19 protein-coding genes are annotated in these 24,330 nt (G+C 65.2%); 7 read left to right on the forward strand and 12 right to left on the reverse strand.

All coding sequences use genetic code 11. The features are described 5' to 3' along the window. Window positions 1-23: 23 nt before the first annotated feature. Together ACETWP_RS16060 and ACETWP_RS16065 are read right to left on the reverse strand one after the other, a co-directional pair. A complete protein-coding gene (locus tag ACETWP_RS16060; RefSeq protein WP_373973280.1) occupies window positions 24-1,247 on the reverse strand; it encodes a cytochrome P450 in 1,224 nt (407 codons plus the stop codon). A gap of 28 nt (window positions 1,248-1,275) precedes the next feature. Continuing rightward, the gene (locus ACETWP_RS16065; protein ID WP_373973281.1) at window positions 1,276-2,241 is read right to left on the reverse strand and encodes an ABC transporter substrate-binding protein; all 966 of its coding nucleotides are present in this window, start codon (window positions 2,239-2,241) and stop codon (window positions 1,276-1,278) included. 101 nt (window positions 2,242-2,342) lie between these two features. On the opposite strand from ACETWP_RS16065, the gene ACETWP_RS16070 reads away from it, so the two are divergent. Beyond that, window positions 2,343-3,212 carry an IclR family transcriptional regulator gene (locus tag ACETWP_RS16070; protein WP_373973282.1) on the forward strand — a complete coding sequence of 290 codons (870 nt, stop codon included), beginning with the start codon at window positions 2,343-2,345 and terminating at the stop codon, window positions 3,210-3,212. A 359-nt stretch (window positions 3,213-3,571) separates the two neighbouring features. Here the strand turns inward: ACETWP_RS16070 and ACETWP_RS16075 are convergent, their stop codons facing one another. Beyond that, window positions 3,572-3,724, reverse strand: a complete 153-nt coding sequence (locus ACETWP_RS16075) for a hypothetical protein (protein WP_373973283.1) — start codon at window positions 3,722-3,724, stop codon at window positions 3,572-3,574. Window positions 3,725-4,114: 390 nt separating this feature from the next. On the opposite strand from ACETWP_RS16075, the gene ACETWP_RS16080 reads away from it, so the two are divergent. After that, a complete protein-coding gene (locus ACETWP_RS16080) occupies window positions 4,115-5,599 on the forward strand; it encodes a DNA cytosine methyltransferase (protein WP_373973284.1) in 1,485 nt (494 codons plus the stop codon). On the opposite strand, the gene ACETWP_RS16085 is transcribed toward ACETWP_RS16080, so the two are convergent. From ACETWP_RS16085 to ACETWP_RS16105, 5 genes are read right to left on the reverse strand one after another with little or no spacing between them, the layout of a single operon-like run. Then, on the reverse strand, window positions 5,586-6,356 hold the full coding sequence (locus tag ACETWP_RS16085; RefSeq protein WP_373973285.1) for a DUF6339 family protein: 771 nt from the start codon (window positions 6,354-6,356) through the stop codon (window positions 5,586-5,588). The two genes, ACETWP_RS16080 and ACETWP_RS16085, sit on opposite strands and share 14 nt — an antisense overlap. Beyond that, window positions 6,353-7,216, reverse strand: coding sequence for a hypothetical protein (locus ACETWP_RS16090; protein ID WP_373973286.1), 864 nt, complete (start codon window positions 7,214-7,216; stop codon window positions 6,353-6,355). The genes ACETWP_RS16085 and ACETWP_RS16090 overlap by 4 nt, the downstream gene beginning before the upstream one ends. A 20-nt stretch (window positions 7,217-7,236) precedes the next feature. Further along, window positions 7,237-9,084, reverse strand: coding sequence for a hypothetical protein (locus tag ACETWP_RS16095; RefSeq protein ID WP_373973287.1), 1,848 nt, complete (start codon window positions 9,082-9,084; stop codon window positions 7,237-7,239). Next, window positions 9,081-10,073, reverse strand: a complete 993-nt coding sequence (locus tag ACETWP_RS16100) for a PD-(D/E)XK motif protein (RefSeq protein WP_373973288.1) — start codon at window positions 10,071-10,073, stop codon at window positions 9,081-9,083. The genes ACETWP_RS16095 and ACETWP_RS16100 overlap by 4 nt, the downstream gene beginning before the upstream one ends. After that, complete coding sequence (locus ACETWP_RS16105) at window positions 10,070-12,814, reverse strand: Z1 domain-containing protein (protein ID WP_373973289.1); 2,745 nt, start codon at window positions 12,812-12,814, stop codon at window positions 10,070-10,072. Before ACETWP_RS16105 ends, ACETWP_RS16100 begins: the two co-directional genes overlap by 4 nt. 682 nt (window positions 12,815-13,496) lie before the next feature. On the opposite strand from ACETWP_RS16105, the gene ACETWP_RS16110 reads away from it, so the two are divergent. Beyond that, the gene (locus ACETWP_RS16110) at window positions 13,497-14,306 is read left to right on the forward strand and encodes an IclR family transcriptional regulator (protein WP_373973290.1); all 810 of its coding nucleotides are present in this window, start codon (window positions 13,497-13,499) and stop codon (window positions 14,304-14,306) included. A 4-nt stretch (window positions 14,307-14,310) separates the two neighbouring features. Here ACETWP_RS16110 and ACETWP_RS16115 read toward each other — a convergent pair whose 3' ends face one another. Both ACETWP_RS16115 and ACETWP_RS16120 read right to left on the reverse strand, forming a co-directional pair. After that, window positions 14,311-15,429: an aromatic ring-hydroxylating oxygenase subunit alpha gene (locus tag ACETWP_RS16115; protein WP_373973332.1), complete on the reverse strand. Its 1,119-nt coding sequence runs from the start codon at window positions 15,427-15,429 to the stop codon at window positions 14,311-14,313. A gap of 52 nt (window positions 15,430-15,481) precedes the next feature. Further along, window positions 15,482-16,699, reverse strand: a complete 1,218-nt coding sequence (locus ACETWP_RS16120; RefSeq protein WP_373973291.1) for an NAD(P)/FAD-dependent oxidoreductase — start codon at window positions 16,697-16,699, stop codon at window positions 15,482-15,484. 234 nt (window positions 16,700-16,933) lie between these two features. Here ACETWP_RS16120 and ACETWP_RS16125 point away from each other — a divergent pair, with 234 nt between their 5' ends. Genes ACETWP_RS16125 through ACETWP_RS16135 form a run of 3 tightly spaced genes read left to right on the forward strand, consistent with a single transcriptional unit; the run spans window position 16,934 to window position 21,705 of the window. Then, window positions 16,934-17,284 carry a bifunctional 3-phenylpropionate/cinnamic acid dioxygenase ferredoxin subunit gene (locus tag ACETWP_RS16125; RefSeq protein ID WP_373973292.1) on the forward strand — a complete coding sequence of 117 codons (351 nt, stop codon included), beginning with the start codon at window positions 16,934-16,936 and terminating at the stop codon, window positions 17,282-17,284. Window positions 17,285-17,317: 33 nt separating this feature from the next. Next, on the forward strand, window positions 17,318-19,168 hold the full coding sequence (locus ACETWP_RS16130; RefSeq protein ID WP_373973293.1) for a BCCT family transporter: 1,851 nt from the start codon (window positions 17,318-17,320) through the stop codon (window positions 19,166-19,168). Beyond that, a complete protein-coding gene (locus ACETWP_RS16135; protein WP_373973294.1) occupies window positions 19,165-21,705 on the forward strand; it encodes a GcvT family protein in 2,541 nt (846 codons plus the stop codon). The genes ACETWP_RS16130 and ACETWP_RS16135 overlap by 4 nt, the downstream gene beginning before the upstream one ends. A 28-nt stretch (window positions 21,706-21,733) precedes the next feature. Here the strand turns inward: ACETWP_RS16135 and ACETWP_RS16140 are convergent, their stop codons facing one another. After that, entirely contained in the window at window positions 21,734-22,432 is a 699-nt protein-coding gene (locus ACETWP_RS16140) for a BRCT domain-containing protein (protein ID WP_373973295.1), read from the reverse strand. Between the two features lie 51 nt (window positions 22,433-22,483). Beyond that, on the reverse strand, window positions 22,484-23,419 hold the full coding sequence (locus ACETWP_RS16145) for a hypothetical protein (protein WP_373973296.1): 936 nt from the start codon (window positions 23,417-23,419) through the stop codon (window positions 22,484-22,486). A 104-nt stretch (window positions 23,420-23,523) separates the two neighbouring features. Here ACETWP_RS16145 and ACETWP_RS16150 point away from each other — a divergent pair, with 104 nt between their 5' ends. Further along, window positions 23,524-24,330 (forward strand): alpha/beta fold hydrolase, encoded by an 807-nt coding sequence (locus tag ACETWP_RS16150; RefSeq protein ID WP_373973297.1) that lies wholly within the window; start codon window positions 23,524-23,526, stop codon window positions 24,328-24,330.

Below are 24,330 nucleotides of genomic sequence, written 5' to 3' on the forward strand. Positions count from 1 at the left end.
GTTCCTTCGGTCGACGGCGGCCCTCAGGCCGCGGGGGTCAGGCGCAGCGGAAGGCGTTCCAGACCGCGCAGCGTGTTGTTGAGTTGGATTTCGGGCTCGCCGGCCAGTTCGATCCGGTCCACCAGCCGGGCGACGGCACCTAAGAGGCACTCGCCCTCGAGCCGGGCCAGCATTTGGCCGAGGCACGCGTGGACGCCGAACCCGAAGCCGACGTGGCCGCCGGCGCGGCGGGTGATGTCGAACTCGTCCGGCCGCTCCCACTGGCGCGGGTCGCGGTTCGCCGCGGCGAGGAACATCAGGACCTTCGCGCCCTCGGGGAGCGGCACACCGGACACCTCGGTGTCCGTGTCCGCCGTCCGGAAGAACGTCTGGACGGGCGAGGCGTGCCGGATGGTTTCCTCGAACGCGGCCCGCGCCAGCGAGGGCTTGTCCTTCAGGAGCCGGAATTGCTCCGGGTTCGCGGCCAGACAGTGGAGCGCCGAGCCGATGCCGTGGACGGTGGTGTCGACGCCCGCGGACAGGAAAGACCGCAGCAGCCGGGCTTGGTCCTCCTCGGTGTAGCCGGCCGCGGCCGCCGAGGCGTGCAGTTGCGCCCCGAACCCGCCGGGCTCGATGTTGCCCGGGGTGCATTGCTCCATGATCCAGCCGGCCGCCCGCGAGCCGCGCTCCATCGCCTTCTCGTAGAGGTGGTTGATGGGGCCGAACGTGTTGAAGACCATCGACCCGTAGGGCAGGAGGTTCTCGCGTCCCTCCCGCGAGAGTCCCACCCAATCGGGGAAGACCTGCAGCGGGTAGCGTTCCGCGAGGTCGTGCACGCCGTCGACCTCTCCCCTGGCCGCGACCTCGGCGACGAGCGCGTCGGCCTTCAACTGGAAGTCCTCCTTGAGGGTCCGCAGCAGCTTGGGGTTGAGGATGCTGGTCACGACGTGGCGGGCTGCCGTGTGCTCCGGCGGGTCGGCCTCCAGTAGTAGCGACGGCGGGCGCCACGGCTTCTCCTTCGCGAAGTCGGAGAGGCCGACCCCGCGGGAGGAGACGAACGTGCCGTGGTCTGCGAGAACGCCCGACACCTCCTGGTGCCTGGCCACGGCGTACACACGGTAGCGCTCCAGCCACACCACGGGTCCGGCGTCCCGCATGGCCGCGTGTCCGGCGTAGGGGTTGCGGAGGAAGTCGTCGCTGAACGGGTCGAGGTCCAGGCGGGGGACGCCCGCCGGGGCCTCGGCCGCGCTCCGGGCGGTCCGGGCCATCGCTGTTCCCTTCATTCGTCGGCCCCCGCTACTTCGCGGCCAGCAACGGCGCGACGTCGAGCGGGGCATCGATGATGCCGTACTCCTGCATCAGGTCCGCGGCCTTCTGCAGCTGCTCCTGGTCCAGCTCCCCGGCGAAACGCGGCATCTCGATCGCCTCGACCACCTCGGCGGACACCTTGGTGTAGGTCGGCACCAACTCCACGAGCGCCTCCCGGTCCCCTTGCAGGTCTTCCGTGGAGGCGGTGATGGCCTCCTGGAACGCGGCGACGGCCTCCGGGTTCTGCTGGGCGAACTGCTCGGTGGTGACCCACCCGGCCACGGGCATGTCGGCGATGGATCCGTCGAACATGTCGCCGATCTTCCTGAAACCGGCCGCCTCGGCGCCGGCCTGGAAAGGCTCCACCTGCCAGGCCGCGTCGGCGACCCCCTTCTCGAGGGCCACCTGCATGTCCGGGTAGGGCATCTCGATGAACTTGACGTCGCCGGGCGCCAGGCCCGCGTCGCGGAGAAGCGAGTTCACGGCCACGGTGCCGATGTTCTGGAGGTTGTTCACGGCGAAGGTCTTGCCTTGGAGGTCCGCGACGTCCTCGATGCCGGAATCCGCGGCGACGAAGATGCCGTGGTCGGAGTCTCCGACGTCGTTCCCCGCCACCAGGCGGATCGGCAGGCCCTGCTGGACGGCCAGGAGTGCGGACGTGTAGTTGGTGTAGGCGAAGTCGATGCTGCCGGAGACGAGCGCGGGGATGGCCGCCGCTCCGCCCTGGGTCTGCACCAGCTCGACGTCGAGACCCTGGGCCTCGAAGAGCCCGTCCTGGTCCGCGTGCACGGCCGTGGCCGTGTGGACCAGGGGAAAGTAGCCGACCTGGTAGGTCTCGGCCTCGCCGGACCCGGCGGCCGGCTGGGCGTCTCCGCCGCACGCCGAGAGCGCAAGGAGGAGGGCCGAGCTGCCGACGGCGAGGAGGGCATTGCGGGTGGCGCGGTGAGAAGACATCTTTGTCCTTCCGGAGGCCTGTCGCCAGGCGGTTGCTGATGCGCACCACTATGCTGTGGGTCACACTCGCCCAACAGGTGTCTTTCCGTTGAAAGGAAGAGATGGCCAATTCCTCCGCCGGCCGCTCGTCGTTGAGCCGCGCCATGGACCTGCTCGCCGCGTTTGACCTGGATGCCGTGTTCCTGTCCGTCTCGCAGCTCTCGGCGCGCAGCGGTCTGCCGTTGACAACGACGCACCGACTGGTGGCCGAACTGGTCCAGCTGGGACTGCTGGAGCGCCAGCCCGACCGCACCTACCGCCTGGGGGTGCGGCTCTGGGAGCTGGCATCGAAGACCCCGGGCGCCGTGGGTCTGCGGGAGATCGCCCAGCCGCACCTGCTGGCCGTCCATTCCCGGGTCAGGCAGCACGCGCAACTCGGGGTTCTGGATGGGCGCGACGTGTTGTTCCTCGAGCGCCTTTCCACCCGCGAGGCGGTGGTCAACTTCACGGTCATCGGCGGGCGCCTGCCGCTGCATGCCTCGAGCAGCGGCCAGGTGCTGCTGGCCCACTCCCCCACCGCTTTTCAGGAGGAGATCCTGGCGTCGGAACTCGTGGCCTACACCCATAACACCGTGCACCGCCCGGCGGATCTCCGCTCACTGCTGGACGGGATCCGGCACGACGGCTTCGCGGTGGCTGACGGCTTCCTCCACGAGAGCGCGCGCGGCATCGCCGTTCCGGTGCGCGGCGTGAACAACGACGTCGTGGCGGCCATGAGTGTCGTCGTTCCCAATAACGATTCCTCGCCGATGCCCCACGTGAGGCTGCTCCTCGCCGCCGCCGCGGCAGCGTCGAAGGACCTCTTGGCCGCCTACTCCCCCGGGTCGGAAGACGTCGCCGGGGGCGCGTTTCGCGTGCTTATGCGATCGAGCGAGCAGTCCATGGCTGTGTTCCCGGGGATGCCGCGGGCCGTGTCGAGACCTCGCCCATGAGCGCATCGCGGAAGTCGTGACCAAGTACCTCGAACACAGGCCTCCAAGCTAACTTGCGTGGGTCGTGGGTTTACCTGTGGCTGAGTTGGCGCGTAGCTGAAGTTGGTAGCGCCAGTCCGGCGAGTTGGTATGAGATCTCGTCACATTGTGGACGCTAGACATCCCGGCTTCGGAGACGCCGGAGCTCAACACTTCGTGGACAACAACCGGCACGGCGCGGGCGCCCCGTCGATAATGTATCCGGCATTGAAGATCTACGGGACTTGGCCTCTGCGCCGGGCGGACTGGGCACAGATCTCCGCTCCTTTCCGCTCCCAATTCGGGGTCGGATGCGCCATCTCAACGCCTTGGATGGTGTACTAGAACACATAGCCGCCTCGCACCTGCAGCGCCATCATCGGCAAGGGGAAGAAGAACACGACCTCGCCGCTGGCGATGTCCGACAGTAGGAACTCGTCGTCGGTGATCGTGCGGTGAAACTCGCGCCCGGTGAAAGTCGTCGGCAGCGACACGTGATACCCCTGAAAGTAGACCTACCGGTTCGCCCGCGTGACCTCCACGATGGACTGGTCCGCCGCCTTAGGCGACGCGCCTGCCGGTACTGGGACGCCTTCGCCTCGAGCACCTCAAGCGCGATCGGCTCGGTCGCTGGCGTGTGTTCGAGCGTAGACCTTGATGAAGCTGCTGTGCGTGGACTCGAGGTTTTCCGCTCCGGAGCATATTTGTCCTGGGTTGAGCAGGGATGGTGGCCGGTGACGAGAACTGAGTGGGTCTCGGCCATACAAGTGTGTACAGCCATCAAAATGCCCTGTGGCGTCCTGATCGGAGATCGGGACGCGCCGCATCGTCGGAATCACCTGGTAACTTAAAGGGGCAACATTAGGACATTAGGAGGTCCCCCGGTGATACCGGTTATTGACGTATTCGCCGGCCCCGGCGGCCTTAACGAAGGATTCTCTAGCGTCCTTGATGAGACCGGCAACCATATTTTTCGTACAGTAGCGTCGATAGAAATGGAGAAGTCGGCTGTACGCACGCTGCGCTTTAGAAGCGCCATGCGGCACTATCGCCGAACAGTTGCCGGGTCACAGTCGGCTCTGAACGACTTCTTGGCCAACCGAAGTTCACTCCACGAACTGATGGAGAACGAAGATTTTAAACTAAGCCACAAACATGCAGCCAGAGAGGTGCATGAGTTCGAACTCGGACCGGACAATCGCCCAGATTCGGACGCGATAATTTCCGAGGCCCTCGGCGCCGCGAGGGAGCAGCCGTGGGTACTAATCGGAGGGCCGCCTTGCCAAGCCTATTCCCTGGCAGGTCGTTCTCGCAGGACGCATGATGAAGCCTTTCAGGACGACCACAAGCACTTCCTATACAGGGAATATCTGCACATAATTCGGGCTCACAAACCAACCGTTTTCGTCATGGAAAATGTAAAAGGACTGCTCTCCTCGACCAACAGAGGGCAGAACATGTTTGATCTCATCCGTGGCGACTTGGAAAAGCCGAGTGACGACCTTGAGTATGAGCTCTACTCCATGGTCAAGTCTGACCTTGCACGACTCCAGGGTCAGGACTTTCTCATCCGGGCAGAAGACTACGGCGTCCCTCAGAAGCGGCATAGGGTTATTATCGTCGGCGTCCGTCGTGGGAGCGGACTCTCTGCGCCCGCAGTGCTCGAACAACGCGATCGCGTCTCTGTTGGGCAAGCCATCTCCGACTTGCCGAAGCTACGCTCGAGCGTCTCCCGCGGCATCGACGCCCATGGGGACTTATGGGCCACCCTCTCGGACAGTGTGCGCACACTTCTCGCCGCCCAAGACATCCGGTTCGAAGCTTCCGGGCCGTGGCCTACGAGTTCGAAGGAACGGCCGAAGGCCCAGTATGACGTCGAGAACGCTTCGTTGCGCGAATACTTCTCGTTCGTGCGACCGATACTCGTTAAGGACCTTCCGACTTGGAACCACGAGTCCCGCGGCCATATGACGAAAGACCTATTGCGTTATGGCGTCATGAGCGGCATGTCGAAGGAACGGGGCCGCAGCGTCAAGGTTCGTGAGCTTGACCGATCCCTGTGGCCCGCGCACAAAAACATAGACGCTCTCGTTGTGCCGTTCGCGGATCGATTCCGTGTGCAAGTTGCGAACGAACCATCGACCACGATCGTGTCGCACATTGCGAAAGATGGGCACTATTACATTCATCCGGATCCTGCCCAAATGCGCAGCCTGACAGTTCGAGAGGCGGCCAGGCTACAGACCTTCCCGGACGACTACATCTTTCTGGGCAACCGCACCCAGCAATTCACGCAGGTCGGAAATGCCGTCCCACCACTACTGGCTAAGTTAATCGGTGAACGCATTGCCACGATTATGAGGTATTAGCTAGTGCCATTGCCTCCTCGCTCTCCGTGAAGACCTCCTCGACGAAGAGCCGAATCTGCGACTCGTCCATTACGAAAATGCTCACTACGGCCAGCCGACGGGTCAATCGCTTCATCACGTCTCGAAGTAGTTCCATACGCTGAGACGAGGCCGTGGATTCAATGTGGCGCCTCGCTATCGCAGCGGCGAGCCTGGGGTAACCTGCGATGCGCGGACGTTCGACAATCTGAACCGCTTCGTCTTCCGCAAGCTGGGAAGCTTGCGACGTGCCCAGTAGTTGGGCGCGCCACCAAAGCCGACCGAAAGTACTGCGGTTGAACGTGAAGATTCGGTCGATGGAGACTCGCCAGTCGGCCTCGCCCATTCCTGGAGACCCATAGCGCCAGACCATGATGTCGGGCAAAAGCCGCACATTGAGGAAAATCCAAACTTCGTTGCAGGCGGCGTCAGCAGGAAGTATGCCCATGGAATCGTGGAGAACCCCTACCGCTGCACGGTCGAATCTCGTCTTGTCGGACCGGCTGACCTCCCTAGGGAACCCATAGTCCTCGGCTAGGGCTACCAACTTCATTCGTATTCGCCTGAGGTCGTCATCCGAACACCGGGCACTGGCCATCGGATAGAAGAGTGCCCCCGCCGTCGTGGCGGTAGCGGCATATGCCGACAACTCGTCCATGCTCTTCACACGAAGTTCGTCCCAGAGCAGCGCGCCATGCGCGAAGGTGTAGCGCGGATAGCACTTGAGCTGAGGCTTCAATTTGCCACCTTATTCACGATCGCCTGTAGTTCCGTTTCTACACGCCCTGGGTCCTCTTCAAACTTAGCCCTCGCAACGGCGATACTCGGCGCGATCAGATTAACGACGGACGTTAGGAGCTCCCCGAGGGACCCTTCGGGATACTGCTCACTAGTGTCGATCTCTTCGGATGCGAGTGCCTCACGCAATAGCTGTCGCACGAAATCGGTCCGGAGCAGATGCATCCATGTTGTCCCCACGTCACCATCGGGGCGCTCCAAGAGTGGCTGCAACAGCTTGTTGTCGGTATTGAGCCACAACCAGAGGACTGCGTCCGCCGAAGCATGCAGGTCGCGACTCATGACCTTCAGCCACCACATCGCAGTGGACGGATTAGTGATGCCTTGACCCGCGAACGACACGGGAAGAATGGGCACTTGACCTCCGCTGCCTTCCAACGTCAGACGCGTCTCTCTGGACAATACGACGTGACCAAGTTTCGAAGGAGCAAATGGGGACGTCACGAAAGTGGGAACGTCCAGTGTGACCATGGTGAGTTCCACGGTGAGAACGCCGCCGAGCGACGAGCCCGACAACTCCATGCGTAGTTCTTGAGATCCGCCCGCGACGTCTAACGGCCTACTTGCACTGATGACTGGTGAGCCTGAGCATCTAGCGACCAATACCCAGCCCAGTCTCGTTTCCTCTGAAATCGAAAGCTCGTTGCGCACCGCTCCAACATCGACCGAAACCATGCAACTGACCGAAACCGTTGAGTAGTAATTCCAGTCCTTCAGGAAACCACTCTCCACTGACGTGACCCTGCCGTTTAACGCGAACTCCCAAGTCACATCCACCGCCTCGGGGTCGTCGACAACCAAGTGGCCCAAACTCACAGTTCTCACGTCGCGACCTCAATCAATTCGAGCGTGGCCTTGACCGCCGTGTCCTCAGGCTGGATAAAAACGGCGGTCAATTCAGACACAGCCGGTATCTCAATGTCTGCTATCTGACGAACTTCCCGCTCGCGTCCGACCAACCAACCGGCGAAGTCAGGCGTGGAACCTCGGGCGGGGCCCTCGTCGCGTTCAGTTCCTCCGCCATCCACCACGATCTTCGCCGTAGCTCGCAAGGCGAACCTTTCGCCAGACTTGCCGCCCTTAATTGCATAGGGGAAGCCGACATAGGTGGTGCCGTCCATTTGAAGGAGATATGGGGGACGGACCAGCTGCGCTGACGCCCGCCTGCTTGGCGGCGGTCCAGGTGGTGAAGTGGGACCCGGTTCATTCGCGCTAGGAACCGATGCGCCCCTGCCGGTGAAGGACCCCATGAGAGTTCCCAAGGCAGAGGAAATGTGGCTCGCGCCCTGAACTTGGTCGGCTCCCGACGCATTCGCCGTCGAAGAATTCTGGACGCTGAAGAACTCTCGGATGCGATTCAGTGCAATATTCACGAAGTTGGCTTGTCTGGCCTTCTGATTCTTGGCTGCAATCCAGTCATCGTGGGTGACGGGCTCGGCTTGAGCGAAGTCGGTATCCACGTCAGGATGACACTTGAATACGGCATACGTACCTCCCTCCGCCGGCGGAGCGGAGATTGGCATGTACTTGACAATCAGCTTTGGCGACCTCATGAGCGCCACAGTATTCATGAGTTGCTCATCATCATTCGAAACCTCTGCGACGTGGCGCGCGACCAGATGGCCAAGTAGGCGTTTCGGTCTCTGCGAGCGAACCTCATCGCCCCGGCTGAGTCCCCCAGGCCCTTTGGATCTTCCTCCCTGCCACCGTTCAAGTTCTTGATATGCCTTGACGAAGTGGCGCACTAGGGGCTCGTTCGATGGTTCAATCGGCGCTAAGGCTAGGCCGTCAATGCTAAATGAGAAATCTACGCTCGGTCCCGCCCCTAGATCCACGGCATGGGGCCAAGCCCACGTAACCGCGGCTTCCCGCAATGCTTGAACGCGGGCATCGAGTTCCACGTTTCCGAGTCGCTCAGCGTACGCCTCCGGCGCGAGGATCATGATCGACGTCCCAGACTCATCACTTTCCGGAACAGGCATCCCGACAGTTTGCGCGAGGAGCCGAGCCTCCACGCCAATAAGCGGGTCAACAACTCCATCGTCAGCAATTACTCCCCACCAGTTGCGACCAGTGAACTTATAGCCGTCTTGAACGTAGTCAGAATCGCCACCGGACACTGCGATCAGTCGGGGCTCAATGGCACCGTTTATCCGCGGCTGCGAGTAGACGAGACAAACGCCGATTCGACTGGCGGAGTACAGGACGCCCTTACCGAGTCCATACGTGCCTCCTTCGAGCCCCTTGCTATGAGACCGGCCGAAGTTCCTGATGAAATCGGCGAAGTCAGTTCTTTGGCCCTCTGCAGGCGCGATATTAGCGCGGATCGGACCGCCGAGACCTCGCGTTTGCCTATCCGCGATGGTCAGGACCCGCATGCGACCTCGACTGGTCTTCTGGCGGATATCCCTCGACTTACCTTCTGGCGGCAGTTCGGAAAACACTTGATGCAGTAGCGCATCAGTCTGTTCTGTAGTCAGTTCCTTTTCCGCAATGTCGAATCTGATTCTCTCCTGAAGTCTTGCATCCCAAGAATTCTGCAGTGTCTCGCGAAGCAGAACGTTCCACATGTCGAGGCTTGTCTTGCCCATGGCGTTTTGTATGGATTGTGCGTCACCGCTGCCAGCGGCGTCCCACTGATGCCTATAGAGGCCGAGTTGGATTGTCATGGGACCAGCTCCACGACCAATGCCGCGATATCGAGCGAATCGTTGCGTTGCGAGGCGAGATCAACCGAGTACTGGAGACCGGTGATCTGGTCAAGAATCTGACTCGCGACCGTTTCCTGGGTCAGCCGGGGGAAACTCTCATCGACCAGCGAAGTCCGTTCACAGATCAATGTGTACCGCCGTTCCGCGTAGTGTCCGGCGTCCGCTTCGCTGTAGCCCATTTTTTCGACTAGTTCGAAGAGTTCGTATCGTGAGAGCCCATTCTCAACCAAGCGATACAGCAATTGGGGTACGGAGGTTCCGACAGGTGACGACTCGAATTGATAGCCTCGAATGAACAGCGTTCCCCCAGGGGGGGCCTCAAGTTGCTTGGATCCGTGAATCGTAACCGTAAACGATTCCCTGGAGACCGTCGCTTTCACTTCAACAGACGCACTCGCAAATACAAAGTCATGTCGTGCTCGGCGTGGCCCCAGCCAGTAACGAAGTGCGTCAGCACCATTGTGGAACGTCAATTCATCCAAGAACGTCAATTCTCCGAGTAGGCCAACAAGCTGAGCGTCCGACAGCAACGGCGGTTTGGTGTCGCGGAGCAGTTCTTTCCACCGCTCCAAAGTGTCCCTGGCAAGGGCGGGCGCTTCTTGGGGGCACTCCGAGGCGGCTTCCAAGATGTCATCGACTAGCAGACAGAAGGGCCCTAAAAGCCGTGGCTCGCGGCATTGCAGAACGAGAAATTCCTGGGGGCCAGCCTGCGACTTGATCGTGCGCTGTCCAAATGTCACTGCCCGATTCTGCCAATCTTCGACGCAAGTCTGGTGCCCCGCCACTGGGATTAGGAGCGACGGATTCCCACTCCCGTCAATCGCATGCGCTAGTGGGCCAAACTCAGTAAGGACGTCGGAAGTACGGACAATCAGTCTTCTTGCTGCGGACACTTGGGTCCCAAGAAAAGCAAAGATTGCGCTGGACGTTTCTACTACGGCGGTCACAGCGTTTTTGCCTCTTCGATCTCAGCGCGTTTTTCATCAAGGTCGTCGGCCATTTCGGCCTCAGAATCGACATCCTCCAGATATCCGGCGTCCACCTTCGCGGCGTAATAGTCCACGGCGTCGTAGTGGTTGGGCGTTTCTGGGAACATCACGCTGATCCCAATCACGTGGTCCGCTGCGGATAGCGGCATTCGAACTGCGCTCTCTATTCGCGCGGAAGTCTCAGTCCCAGCATCGGGCCTTTCAACCTCAGAGTTGCGATTGATGGGGTAGACAACGAGCAGTCCGGACTTTCCGTGTCCTTGCTTGTGTCGAACGAATCGCAGGACATCATCGGAGACTTTCCCTTCCTGACCTTTGGAGAACGTATCCGCAATACCCTTCTTGGAGTAGTCAAGATCTGCCACTCGGTCCCAGCGCGACGTGATCGCTTTAAGATTCGCAGTTCCGTCGTCGTTGGTCATCATTTTGCGACGCCTCAGCAGACGCAACGGAGTCTCAAGACCGAGTGTCATTTCAGATGGCTTTTCATCTTGGCGTTCTATGAAGACCACGTTCCAGTTGAGCAGGGCGCCCTGGTCATTCTGTTTTGCTATGTATTGCTTCACGGCATCAGGATTGATCGTCCGCGCATCTTCGTGGACTTGGTAGGCCTCAATGAAGCGGATAATTTCCCCCGAACTAATCCCTTGGAACCCGCGGAACGTTGGGCTATCGAGCTCGTCTTCTCGGTGTCCCGCTCCTTTGGCCCTCAACACGAGGTCTTCGACTGCTTGCTGGTTACTTTTCAGCCAATTGGCGTCTTGATCTCTGAAAAGGATGGTTTGGATTTTCTTGCCTGAGAAGCTGACACTCACCTTCACGGCGTCGCGCATCTTGGCGGCGGAAGTGATCGCCATCTGAGGGTGCGTTCGAATGCGCACGGGAAGATCCATAGGTGTCTTCCCTTCGCGAGCGTAGATCTCAATCTCCTCCCGTATTTCCATTTCGACCGTCGCCAGCGCCATGAACCACTGTCGAAGTTCGTTCGTCATCCAGATACGAACTAGGTCCTCGTAGCCGTTCCTGTAGCCGAACCACCTGCCCATTTGCAGGAGCGTGTCATAAGCCGTGGATGCCCGAATGAAGTAGCTGGCGATGAGCCCTTCCAAGGTGAGGCCGCGCGAAAGGGTGTTTCCCCCAACCACGATGACCGTTGCTGGCGAGCCCGCCTCGTAGTTCAAACGATCCGTCGATAGATAGTTGTCCACTACGATTTTCACTGCATCCAATGTTGCCCCAAGCCCTTGCCTCAGCTCTGAGAAGTCGAAGTCTCTATTGCCGAAATCGGCGCCGAGGACTCGCTGACTTTCTGAGGTCCATAATTCGGACATCTCCTGTTCGAGCGCACTCTGATCACTCTGGAAGGCGGCCCGAATGTCCTCTAGCTCTTCCTCAACCGCGTCAGCGGATTCCATGTGAACCTTGGCCAGCATCGAGGTGTGAACCAACATTGAAGAATGTCTCACATCTCCTGACCTCATCCGCCGGGCGGTAGTGGCCAAGACGAACCACAGCATCGCACGCCTGAGGGAGTCGGGAACTTGGGGAGCCCAGGTTTCTTGGTCGGCCTTCTTTCGAGGCGGGCGGAGCATTGCCACATCTTCCTCCGCGATCGGCCGGACTATATCCATTCCGTCATCTGGGATCGCGCCCTCTTCGCATTCGAGGGATCCGAATACACGCTCCGGGCCAAAATACGCTTCCGGTCTCGGAAGATTAACTACGAAGCTTCGGGGATAGAGACCTTTCTCGTTCTGCGGGTCAATGAGTAGGTTGGCAAACGGGGTTGCCGTGTAGGCAACATACGCCGCTTTGGGATGGGAGAGCAGCTCCGCGATCAGGGCGTTGATTGTGGATTGACGCTTACTACCTACGTCAATGGAAGCTTGGTCAGCTTCATCATCGATAATCAGTATGGGCAACTTTGCCAACGTAGTTGTCGAGGCCTTCTTCAGCCACTTATTCAGCCTGCGAAGCCGAGCAGGATTCTTCTTTACAACCGCCAATAGGCGAAGTTCGTCGCTATTGAGGAGCGCATTTGGATTCGTGGTCTCAGCGAAATCCTGATCCTCCGTCGTAAGGAGGTGAAAGCGACCGGCGCATGGGGCAACAACATAGTCGCCAAGCCTTTGTTGAGTCTGTTGCCGCAAGTTGTCAGTAATACCGGAGAGCACGATGATCAACTTGTACCCGACATCGGCAGCTTTGGCGATGACGGACATGAAGTTCGTGGTCTTGCCGCTCTGCACGTAGCCAAGGACCAAGCCGCGCGTGTCAATCAGTTCGTCGCCAGGTTTCGCTCCTAGTGAAACGACCCGAGTGGAGGATGCGTCAATATCCTTTATCGCGTCGGACAGTTCACTCGCTAGCCTGCTCCTTAGTGGGGGCCAGAAGAAGTCACCGTCCTTAGGCCCCCCATACCAACTCTTGGCTCCATTCTTGATGACACCGCCCTCGCGGTCCAAGGTGCCCTCTGAGTCATCCCAGTACTCAATGATCTTCATACGCTTCTCGTATTCGGCCCGAGCAGCCGAGACGAGGGCAGGCGACACTTTCAAGAATCCTGACTGAAGCTTCTCGCATACGACAGCCACGGCTTGGCCGCCCCGAACAAGGAACTCGATATGGTCCGCTACTTCGCGGACGTCTTCGGCAACATCTGCGGTGTCGGTCTTTGCGTCAATAAGTTCGTTTGTCATTCTGCCCCCAGGTGTGCCAGCTCTATATTGCCGATGGTAACCAATCAATGCCCTTTATGTGCCCGTTAGATGCGAATTTTCTCTTGAGTTCCCTTTTGCCTCAGCTATGCTGCACCTGAAGAACGAAGCCACGAGGGCAGCGATCCTCCCAACAATCCGGAGCAACTGTTATGGCACGCGTGAAGTCGCTACTGTCAGGCAACCAATCCGCGCGTGAGCATCCCTCGGAAGTCGACTGCTACTGGCAAGTAATCGGAAACCAGTCCGAAGACAAGCTCCTGCACTTGACCACCTTTGGATCCGCCAATCGAGCCTCCCGACCTAAGAGCAGCCAGTCCCTGCAGGTGGATGCTGAGTTCGCACAGAAACTCGTCGACCTGCTGAGGAGAGTCTTCCCCACGGTGCAGTAGATGTCCGACGCCGACTCACGCCATAGCGTCGTAGAGACCAATCGCTGAGAGTGGGCGATGGTCAACAACGGCGTCTCAGGACGACTCCGGCGTTCGGCGTTAATAAGCGGAACGCTCAAATCACATATCCACTCGAGTCCCGTGCGCCAGCAATGTTTCTCCTCTTCCGCGCATGCCGAATTATGATGGCGCGATAGCACCGCCGGGTGGACGCGACCGGCAGACGACGAAGCATGTATTCGTACGCGCGCAACAGGAAAGCCCACATCATTATGGTTTCAAGAGACGTCCCGGACCGCGAAAGCGATTCTGACGCCGCGCAGCACGGCGGCGTGCAGTCCGTGGATCGGGCGCTCGCGATCCTGGAGATCCTCGCGCGCACCGGGCACGCCGGCGTCAGCGAGATCGCCGAGGAAATCGGCATCCACAAATCCACGGCCTCGCGGCTGCTCGGCTCGCTCGTGGCCCGGGACATCGTCCAGCAGAACAACGAGCGCGGGAAGTACCAGCTGGGGTTCGGCGTCCTGCGCCTCGCCAGCTCCATCCCCGGACGTCTCAGCCTGGTCCGCGAGGCCAGGACCGTGATGGAGGCCCTCGCCGAGGAGCACAAGGAGACCGTCAACCTCGCGGTCCTGCGCTCCAACTACGCCGTCAACGTCGACCAGGCCATGGGCCCGTCCACCCTGGCCACCTACGACTGGGTGGGGAGCCTGACCCCGCTGCACGCGACGTCCAGCGGCAAGGTCCTCCTGGCCGCGCTGCCCGCCGAGGAGCGCGAACGCGTCCTGAAGGAGACCGGCCTCCCGGCACGCACGCCGCTGACCATCACCAGCCGCAAGCAACTCGAGCTCCAGCTCCTGGAGGTCTCCCACCGCGGCTACGCCGTCACCCGGGAGGAGTTCGAGATCGGCATCAACGCCATCGCCGTCCCCGTCCACAACCACGCGGGGACGGTCATCGGCGCGGTCAGCATCGCGGGACCGGCCTTCCGGTTCGATCCGGAGGACAAGCCGGGCCTCGTCGAGTCCCTCCAGGCGGCCGGCCTCCAGATCAGCGCCAACATGGGGTACACCGGCCCGTAGCGGGCTAGGAGGCGCCCTCCCCCAGCCTTTCCTGCACCCAGTCGTGGAACGCCCCGATGTGGTGCTCGCTCGGGACCAGCACGCCGCCGTTCGCGTAGACCCTCGATCCCATGGCCGGCTGGCACCGCTCGCAGGCGTCGAAGTCCTGCTGGTTGACGCGGTGGAACAGCTCCACGGACGCCGTGACGTCCTTGCCGCTCTCCACCACGCTGGGCAGGTACAGCCAGTCGCACTCGACCACGGTGCGGTCCACCGCCATCGGGAACATGCGGTGGATGATCACGTGGTCCGGGACCAGGTTCACAAACACCGTGGGCTTGATGGTGATCGCGTAGTACCGCCGGTCCTGATCCTCGCCGACCCCGGGGATCGCATCGAGGCCCTCCGAGCCGTCGATGGTGAAACCCTTGACGTCCTCGCCGAACTCCGCGCCGTGCCCCACGAAGTACTGCGCTGCCAGCCCGTCGGCGAACTCCGGCAGGACCTCGGTCAGCTCGGGGTGGATGGTGGCGCAGTGGTAGCACTCCATGAAGTTCTCGACGATGAGCTTCCAGTTGGCCTTGACGTCGTAGCGGATCCGGCGCCCCAGGCTGAGGTTGGCGACGTCGTACCCGTCGATCGCGTGCACGTCGCCGAGCCGCTCCTCGATCGCGCCCATCACGTCCGCCTCGAACGACGGCGGTTCGTCCGCCAGGCACACCCACACGTACCCGAGGTACTCGCGGACGTGGACCTTGACCAGCCCGTACTCGTCCCGGTCGATGTCCGGCATCTTGGTCAGGTTCGGCGCCGCGATGAGCTTGCCCTCGAAGTCGTACGTCCACGCGTGGTACGGGCACTGGAACGAGCGGGCGGCCTCGCCCTGCTCCTCCAGGCACAGCTTCACCCCGCGGTGCCGGCAGATGTTGTAGAACGCGCGGACGCCGCCCTTGCGGGTGCGGCTGATCAGCACGCTCTCCCGGCCGACCTGCACGGTCCGCCAGGCGCCGGGCTTGTCCAGGTCGGCGGAGCGCACGGCGCAGAACCACATCTGCTCGAAGATGCGCTCCTGCTCGGTACGGAAGACGGCCGGGTCCACGTACGCGGCGCCGGGCAGAGTCGGGATCAGGCTGGGGGTGCTCATGCCGGGGGTGCTCACGCCGGCGGTGTTCAGCTCAAGGGACACGGTGTACTCCTTACAGGACAGACAAGACGGGGACGAGATCCGCGGGGACCGGGGTCGGGAGGCTCCGCCGCCACTTGGTGAAGAGCCGGGGCTGGTTCATGCCGAGGACCGCCACCAGGTCGTCCCCGCGGTGGTACAGGGCCACGAAGCTGCGGCCGGCGGTGTCCCCCGCCGCGATCTCCAGCCGGTCGTAGCCGGCGGCATGGCCGGCGAACTGCAGCCGGACGCCATGCTGATCGGACCAGAAGTACGCGGGCTTCGGCGCCGGCGGGGTGCCGCCCAGCAGGGCGGCCACCGCGAGGGCGGGCCGCTCCGCCGCTCCGGCCCAGTGCTCGACCCTCCGGTGGGATCCCCGGGCGTCGTCCCACCAGGCGGCGCAGTCCCCCACCGCGGCGACGCCGGGCAAGCTGGCGCGTCCCGCGGCGTCGCATAGGACGCCGCCGTCGGTCAGCACGCCGGACCCGGCCAGCCACTCGGTGTTCGGCACCGCGCCGATCCCGACCACCACGACGTCTGCGCCGACGTGCCGGCCGTCGGCGAACCGCACCCCGGTCACCCGGCCGCCGTCGGTCCGGAATTCCGCGATGCGCGCGGACGGGACGACGTCGACCCCATGGTCTCGGTGCAGTCCGGCCACGACGGCGCCCATCTCCGTCCCGAGCGGTCCGGCGAAGGGCTCCGCGCGGCGGTCGAGCAGGGTGACGCGCAGGCCGCGGGCGACCGCCGCGGAGGCCACCTCGGCTCCGACGAATCCGCCGCCGACAACGACCATCCGCCGGCCGGGCACCAACTCGGGTGCCAAGGCCCGCGCGTCGTCGAGCGTGCGGAGCGTGAAGACGTTGCCGAGCCCGGCGAGCGCGGGAAGGGTCCGCGCCCGGGCGCCGGAGGCGACGACGACGCCGTCGGCCCGCACGGTGGTCCCGTTGCCGAGCACGACGGTGTGCGCGGCACCCTGCGACAACCCGCTCTCCGACGAGGCGCCCCTTAACAGCACGGCCGGCGAGCCGAGCAGCCATTCGGCGCCGAGGTCGTCGCCGTCGCACTCCAGGGACAGGTCGGCTTCCGCGATCGCGCCCAGCAGGAAGTCCTTGGACAGCGGCGGCCGGTCGTAGGGCCGGTGCGGCTCGTCGCCGACGATGACGAGGCGCCCGGCGAAGCCCTGGGAGCGGGCCGCGCGGGCGGCGGAGAGTCCGGCGAGGGACGCCCCGACGATCGCAAGGGTCTGCATAGGCGGCGTCTTCCTCCAATTGCTTCTGACGCAACAACGTCCGTGATAGTCAACAGCGTGGGCGCCGCCGTCGTCCCCTGTCAATGCCTGTGCGTGTGATGTGGCGTTGGCCGGGGAATCCTTGACAAGCCTGGGGGGCGGGCGCACTCTGTTGCATATTGCGGCGACAGTTGATCACTGCGGAACTCAACGTGATCCGTTGCCAGCGAATCCCGGACGAAAAGAGGTCGCACCATGTTCAAGGCCTGCCCGCTGAGCCAGCTCGTCCCCGGGGAAGCCCTGCGGCTCGACACCTCTCCGCCGATCGCCGTGTTCCACACGGAGGAGGGCGAGCTCTTCGCCATCGACGACACGTGCACGCACCAGGACGCCTCGCTCGCCGACGGCTGGGTGGAGGGGTGCGAGGTCGAGTGCCCGCTCCACGCCTCCCGGTTCGACCTGCGGACGGGCGCCGTCGACGCGCCGCCGGCCAAGCTGCCGGTCCGCACCCACGGGGTGAGCGTCGTCGACGGCGACATCATGATCACGGAGTCCGGGGAAGTTCCCAACCTTCCGCCCGGCCTGACGATCGACGGCCACCGCTAGCAGCATCCCCCGCACCCGACCGAAGGACGCCCCATGGCACTGAACAGCGACATCGGCCTCGGCCAGGAGCCCGCTCCCCCCGGCCCGCGCGGCGACAACGAACAGATCCTGGACGAACTGCGCCGGACCGACGCCGAACAGGCCCACCAGGACCGCGGCCGCCGGCCCGCCGGCCTCGACAGGACGGTCTTCGGCATCACGGGGGTCCTGGCGCTGGCCTTCGTGGCGTGGGGCCTGCTCGGGACCGCGAACCTGTCCACCACGTCGCAGTCCGCGCTGGACTGGGTCATGGAGAACACGGGCTGGCTGTTCATGGTCCTGGCCTCGTTCTTCGTGGTCTATGTGCTGTGGCTGGCGCTCGGCCGCTTCGGCGACATCCCGCTCGGCAAGGACGGGGAGAAGCCGGAGTTCCGGACGGTGTCCTGGATCGCCATGATGTTCGCCGCCGGCATGGGCATCGGCCTCATGTTCTACGGCGTCGCGGAGCCCCTCTACCACTACGTGTCGCCGCCGCCGGGAACCGTCGACGGCCAGACGCCGGCTGCCATCCAGACCGCCATGGCCACCTCGATCTTCCACTGGACCCTGCACCCCTGGGCGATGTACGCCGTCGTCGGGGTCGCCATGGCTTACGGGACCTACCGCCTGGGCCGCAAGCAGCTGATCTCCTCCGCCTTCACCTCCCTCTTCGGCAGCAAGACGGTCGAGGGTCCGGTGGGCAAGTTCATCAACATTCTCGCCATCTTCGCCACGCTCTTCGGCACCGCGGCGTCCCTGGGGCTCGGGGCGCTGCAGATCGGCAGCGGCCTGTCCTCCAACGGCTGGGTCGGCGAGCTCGGCACGCCCGTGCTGGTGGGGATCGTCGCGATCCTGACCGTCTGCTTCGTGGCCTCCGCCGTCTCCGGCATCCGCCGCGGCATCCAGTGGCTGTCCAACATCAACATGGTCCTGGCCGTGCTCCTGGCGCTCATCGTCTTCGTGGCCGGTCCCACGCTGTTCATCCTCAACCTCATCCCCGCGGCCGTGGGCGACTACGCGCGGGACTTCGCCGAGATGGCCTCCCGCACCGAGGCCGTCGGCGACGAGTCGCTGCGCACCTGGCTGTCCGGCTGGACCATCTTCTACTGGGCCTGGTGGGTGTCCTGGACGCCGTTCGTCGGCATGTTCATCGCCCGCATCAGCCGCGGACGCACCATCCGCCAGTTCGTCACGGGCGTCATCCTGGTGCCCAGCCTCGTCAGCGTCATCTGGTTCGGCATCTTCGGCGGCACCGCGTTCAGCATCCAGTCCGCCGCGGACCAGACGGACGATCCGTCCGACGGCCTGGTGACCATGGTCGACGGCGCCCCCACCATCTCCTTCGACGGCGCCCTGTTCGACCTCCTGGGGAACCTGCCGCTCTCCAGCGGGATCGCCGCGGCCGTCGCGGTCCTGGCCATGGTGCTCGTCGGCATCTTCTTCGTCACCGGCGCCGACTCGGCGTCGCTGGTCATGTCCACGCTGAGCTCCGACGGCTCGACCGATCCGTCCCGCGGGCTCGTGATCTTCTGGGGCACGCTCACCGGGGCCGTCGCCGCGGTCATGCTCCTGGCCGGCGGCGAGGCGCCGTCGGAGGCGCTGTCCGGGCTCCAACGCATCACCATCGTGGCGGCCCTGCCATTCGTGCTGGTCATGCTGCTGCTTTGCTTCGCCCTGACCCGCGACCTCCGCCGGGATCCGCTGTCGCTGCGGCGCCGGCTGGCCCACAACGTCGTCGAACGGGCCATCCGCACCGGCGTCGACCAGCACGGCGGCGTTCCGTTCGACCTCGTCACCAAACACGAGTGCGACGAACGCTGCGCGGAGGACGGGCACTGCACCGTGAACCAGGAGGAGCGTCCATGAGCCGCACGCCCCGCGTCGTCATCATCGGGGCCGGCATCGTCGGCGCGAACCTCGCGGACGAGCTGGTCGCCCGGGGCTGGGACAACATCACCGTCGTCGAGCAGGGACCGCTCGAGCTGGCCGGCGGGTCCACCTCACACGCCCCGGGACTGGTGTTCCAGACCAACCCGTCCAAGACCATGACCGAGTTCGCCGCGTACACGGTGGACAAGCTCCTGTCGCTGCGCGCCGACGGCGTCTCCTGCTTCAACCAGGTGGGCGGGCTGGAGCTGGCGACCACCGAGGCCCGGTTGCACGACCTCAAGCGCAAGCTGGGCCTCGCGACGTCGTGGGGCATCGAGGCCCGGCTGATCGACCCGGACGAGTGCGAGAAGCACTACCCCCTGCTGAACACCGACCCCTTGGCGAACGGCAACCGGGTGCTCGGCGGACTGCTGGTCCCGAGCGACGGGCTGGCCTCCGCGGCCCGCGCCGTCCAGCTACTCATCCGGCGCACCAGGGACGCCGGCGTGGCGTACCTCGGCTCCACCCGGGTCACCGGGATCGCCCAAGCGGCGGGCCGCGTGACCGGCGTCGAGACGGACGACGGCGTGGTCCCCGCGGAAATCGTGGTGTCCTGCGCCGGGTTCTGGGGGCGCGAGGTCGGCAGGATGGCGGGACTGGAGGTCCCGCTGCTGCCGCTGGCCCACCAGTACGTCACCACCACCGCCCTGCCGGAGCAATTCCGCCGCAACGACCCGCCCGCCGCGCAGCTTCCGGGACTTCAGGGTCCTTCGAGCGAGGCCCGGCTACCGATCCTCCGGTACCAGGACCGGGACCTGTACTTCCGCGAGCACGGCGACCGGATGGGCATCGGCAGCTATGCGCACCGCCCCATGCCCGTCGACATCGGCACGCTTCCGCGCGTGGGGGCGGACGAGATGTCCGCCCACCGCATGCCGTCGCGGCTGGAGTTCACGCCGGAGGACTTCCTCCCCTCCTGGGAGGACAGCCGGGACCTTCTCCCGGCCCTGCGCGGCGCCGAGATCGAGGACGGCTTCAACGGGATCTTCTCCTTCACGCCCGACGGCGGCCCGCTGCTGGGCGAGGCGCCGGAGCTCGGCGGGTTCTTCGTCGCGGAGGCGGTCTGGGTGACGCACTCCGCCGGCGTGGCCAGGGCCATGGCCGAGTTGCTGGTCGAGGGACAGTCGCGCACGGACCTGCACGGTTGCGAGATCACGCGCTTCGAGGAGGTCCAGACGTCCGACGCGTACGTCGACGAGACCTCGCGGCAGAATTTCGTCGAGGTGTACGACGTCATCCACCCGCTGCAGCCCCGGGAATCGCCGCGGGACCTGCGCGTCAGCCCGTTCCACGCGCGCCAGAAGGAGCTCGGCGCGTTCTTCCTGGAGTCCGCCGGCTGGGAGCGGCCGCACTGGTTCGAGGCCAACCGTCCCCTGTTGGACGAGCTGCCGGACGAGTGGCGCGCCCCGGAGCGGGACGAGTGGTCCGCGCGGTTCCACTCCCCCGTCTCCGCCGTCGAGGCGTGGAAGACGCGCACCGCCGTCGCGCTGTACGACATGACGCCCCTGAAGCGGCTCGAGGTCGCCGGGCCGGGCGCGCTGGGGCTGCTGCAGCGGCTGGGCACCGGCAACATCGCGAAGAAGCCGGGGGCGGTGACGTACTGCCTGCTGCTGGCCGGCGACGGCGGCATCCGCAGCGACGTGACCGTGGCCCGGCTGGGCGAGGAGCGCTTCCAGCTCGGCGTGAACGGCAACGTGGACTTCGCGTACCTGCGCACGGAGGCGGCCCGGCAGTCCGCGGCGGACCCCGCGCGCTGGGTCCACGTCGCCGACACCACCGGCGGCACCTGTTGCATCGGGCTCTGGGGACCGCTGGCGCGGGAGGTCATCGGCAAGGTCAGCGGCGACGACTACTCCAACGACGCGCTCCGCTACTTCCGGGCCAAGAGGGTCCATATCGGCGGGATCCCCGTGACGGCGATGCGGCTGTCCTACGTCGGCGAGCTCGGCTGGGAGCTGTACGCGTCGGCCGAGCACGGGCTGCGGCTCTGGGACCTGCTGTTCGAGGCGGGGCGGGAGCACGGCATCGTCGCCGCCGGGCGCGGGGCGTTCAACAGCCTGCGGCTGGAGAAGGGCTACCGGCTGTGGGGCACGGACATGACCTCCGAGCACCGCCCGGACCAGGCGGGCCTGGGCTTCGCCGTCGCGAAGGGCAAGGAGGGGTTCGTGGGCGCCGAGGCGCTCGCCGCCCGCGCGGACCGGCCCGAGGAGAAGGTCCTGCGCTGCCTCACGGTCGACGACGGCACGTCCATGGTCCTCGGCAAGGAGCCGGTGTACGTCGACGGCGAGGCCCGCGGCTACGTCACCAGCGCCGCCTACGGCTACACGGTCCGCGCGCCGATCGCCTACGCGTGGCTGCCCGCCACGGTCGGCGTGGGCGACGCGGTGTCCATCGAGTACTTCGGCGAACGGATCGCCGCGACCGCCAGGGCCGAGCCGCTGGTCGATCCGGGGATGGAGCGGCTGCGCGGCTGACAGACTCCGGGGCCGGGGGCGGCCCCGGTCAGCCTTCCTCGACCGGCGAGCCGTGCCGCACGAGCCACGGGCCGACCGCGCGCAGGCCGCCGGCGATGGTCCGCACCGGCCCGTAGACGGTGAACCGGCCGTAGGGGCGCTGCTCGACGGCGAGCGCGGTGAAGTCGTCGCCGTCGGCCGCGTGCTCGCTGTCGTCCGCGAGCGCGAGGCCGCGCAGGGACTTGTCCGGCACCCCGGCGGAGGACGCGACGGGGATCCCACCGACCGTCCACGCCTCGCCGAGGGCGGAGTAGAACGCCGGGCCGCGGACGATGTAGCGGCCGTGCTCGGTGCTCTGGAACAGCGCGTGGAAGCGGGCGCCGTCGCGGAGAGTCTTGCACGCGGCCTTGAGGGCGGGGAGGTCGCGCTTCGCGGTCCCCTGGACCGCGTCCGCGCCGGTGGGCGCGGGCGCGGTCGGCAGGTCGGTGTCCGGGACCACGACCCCGCCGAGGTAGGCGTCGACGAAATCCTTCTCGGAGACGACGGCGATGCCATACTCGTGCGCCTTGCGCGCCTTGGACGAGTCGACGTCGGGGTCGCCGGCGACGAGCAACGCGGTCTTCTTCGAGACGCCGGGCCCGACGACGAACCCCGCGTCCTTCGTGGCCTGGGCCAGGTCGTCCTTGTTGGTCAGCTCCAGCGAGGTGAAGACAATCTGGTCGCCGGGCTGCAGTTCGGGTGCGCTCATGGTGGTCGAGTCTATCGGCGGTCGCGGCTCTCGGCGAAGGTCCCCGCGCCCCTAGAGGTGCCCCTCGCCCGCGCCGGCCCAGCGCAGCACCCGCAGGGCGCGCAGGGTGTTCCAGCGGCTCGGCTCGCCCTCCGGCGCGTCGACGTCGAAGTGGGTCTCGCCGGGCCACCGGATGCCGGCCGCCCAGCGGCCGTCCTCGCCGCGCCGGCCGACCACGGCCTCGACCGCATGCTCCAGCCGCGGGTCGAAGGGGCCGCCGGCGTCGCGGAAGTGATCCAGCGCGCGCAGCACGTCGTAGAACCAGTACGGCGGGAAGGAGAAGTTGAGGTAGCGGTTCTCCACCACGTCGCCCGTGGACAGCCGCCGGAACAGCGACCGCTCGAGCAGGTATTCCTCGCCCCGGCGTCGTGCCCGCGCGACCTCGTCCGGAGCGCCGGGCACGGCGCGCTCGTACTCGAGCAGGCCCTCGACCACGCACAGGGTCGTGTCGAAGGACGAGCGCGTGGACTCGGGCGCCTCGCAGTTCCAGCCGCCGTCGTCGAGCTGCTCCTCGAAGAGCCGCGCGACGATGCGGTCGCTGCCCGCGCCGACCTCCCCGAAGTACGCGCCCTGCGCCAGGACGCCGCCGTTGACGCACGGCTCCACCTCGCCGTGGAAGTAGGGCAGGTTGTCCCAGTGGCGCCAGGTCACGCCGTCGCGCACCCTGTCCGCCGCCGCGGCGACGGCCGGGTCCTTCGGGTCGGCGCCGAGCCGGCGGAGCAGGGCCAGCGTCCACATGACGCTCCGGCGGTCCCCGTCCTCCCCGTACTCGTCGCCGCCCCAGTAGCCGCGCTCGTCCTGGAGGGCGAGCAGCTGGGCGCCCCATCCCTCGCGGGCGACGCGCTTCCGCTCGGCGTCCACGGCGGGCGCGGGCTCGTCGAGCAGGTCGCGCATGACCTGCCAGCGGAGGGAAGGATCGGACTCCAGCAACCACTCGGTGACCTGCATTCCCCCATGCTGGCGGAACGTGGGCGCATGCGCCAGCCCCCCGCCCCCACCATGTCGCCGAACCACCACGTAGGCTGGGCCCAACCCCAGCGAAAGGTCGCCCCATGAGCACGCTGAACACCGAACGCACCGGACAGGGCCGTCCCCTGGTCCTCGTCCACGGCCTGGGCTCGAGCCTGCGCACCTGGGACACCGTGGTGCCGGCGTTGAGCGCGCACCGCGAGGTCGTCGCCGTCGACCTGCCGGGGTTCGGCGCCAGCGCGCCACTCACGGGAGAGGTCGGCATCGCCACGCTCACCGACGCTCTGGAGCGGTTCCTGCGCGAGGAGGGGCTGGAGGACGCCGACGTCGTCGGCAGCTCCATGGGCGCCCGCATGGTCGTGGAGCTGGCGCGCCGCGGCCACCGCGGCGCCGCCGTGGCGCTGGACCCGGGTGGTTTCTGGGACGACCGGCAGCTGCGCGTTTTCGACGCGAGCATCACGGCCTCGATCGCGCTGGTGCGACGCCTCAAGCCGGCGCTGCCGTTCCTCAGCCGCCATGCGGTCGGGCGCACCCTGCTGCTGTCGCAGTTCTCCGCGAAGCCGTGGCGGCTGGACCCGGACGTGGTGCTGACCGAGCTGCTGGGCTACACCACGTCCGCGAGCCTGGACGAGGCTCGCCGGTCGCTGGTCCACGGGCCGAAGCAGGCCGGCGCGGACGGCGCGACCGCGGGACGGTTGGCGCTCGTCTGGGGCAGCCGGGACCTCGTCACGCCGCCGAGCCAGGCGGGACGCGCCACCGAGCTGTACCCGCACGCGACCCTGCGCTGGATCGAGGACTGCGGGCACTTCCCGCACTGGGACCAGCCGGATGAGACCGCGCGCTTCATCCTGGACTTCACCGACGCCGCGGACTCCACGGACGCCGCCTGA

The organism is Arthrobacter halodurans (genome assembly GCF_041877255.1).
In the GTDB taxonomy this organism is placed as follows: Bacteria; Actinomycetota; Actinomycetes; order Actinomycetales; family Micrococcaceae; genus Arthrobacter_N; species Arthrobacter_N halodurans.